Source organism: Streptomyces sp. SID14436, from assembly GCF_010548465.1.
Taxonomy (GTDB): Bacteria; Actinomycetota; Actinomycetes; order Streptomycetales; family Streptomycetaceae; genus Streptomyces.
Window position 1 is genome coordinate 1 of the sequence record NZ_JAAGMD010000783.1, and the last position, 637, is coordinate 637.

The window sequence follows — 637 nt, forward strand, 5'->3', positions numbered from 1 at the left end:
GCCACCGCGGCGGAACGCGCCCACCAGGCCGAACGCCGGACCGCCGACGCCCTCGCCGCCGAGGAGCGGGCGGCCGAACTCCTCGGCCTGACCGGCACCACCGCCCGCCCGCCGGTGCCCCGCCCCCGGCCGGACACGGACTCCCCGGCGGACACCGCCGCGCCCGACGGCACCCTCACCGCCGAGGAACTGGACCGCTTCGCCGACGAGCTGCGCGGCCTGCTCGACGACGCCGTCACCTCCGCCGAACGGCAGCTGTTCGAGCTGCGCACCGCCGCCGCCGACGACGCCCGCATCCTCGGCGCCCTCGGCGACGGCGGACTCCTGCCGCCCGGCCCGGACGTCCTGGCCACGGTGGAGTTCCTCGGCGAGCACGGCATCCCCGCCCTGCCCGGCTGGCGCTACCTCGCCCAGGCCGTCGACCCCACCGACCACGCGCGGGTCCTGGCCGCCCGGCCCGAACTGGTCGACGGCGTCGTCATCACCGACCCCGGCTCCCACGCCCGCGCCCGCGAGGCCCTCGGCGACGCGGCCCTGCTGCCCCGCTCCGCCGTCGCCGTCGGCACCGCCGCCGCCCTGCTCGCCCCCGCCCCGGCGGCCGACGCGGACACCGGGGACGTCTTCCTCGTCCCGCCGA

Annotated in this window: 1 pseudogene; it reads left to right on the top strand. The window is 80.1% G+C overall.

What is annotated here, in order from left to right:
• Positions 1 to 637 (top strand): annotated as a pseudogene (locus G3I53_RS28185) (hypothetical protein); the annotation flags it as partial.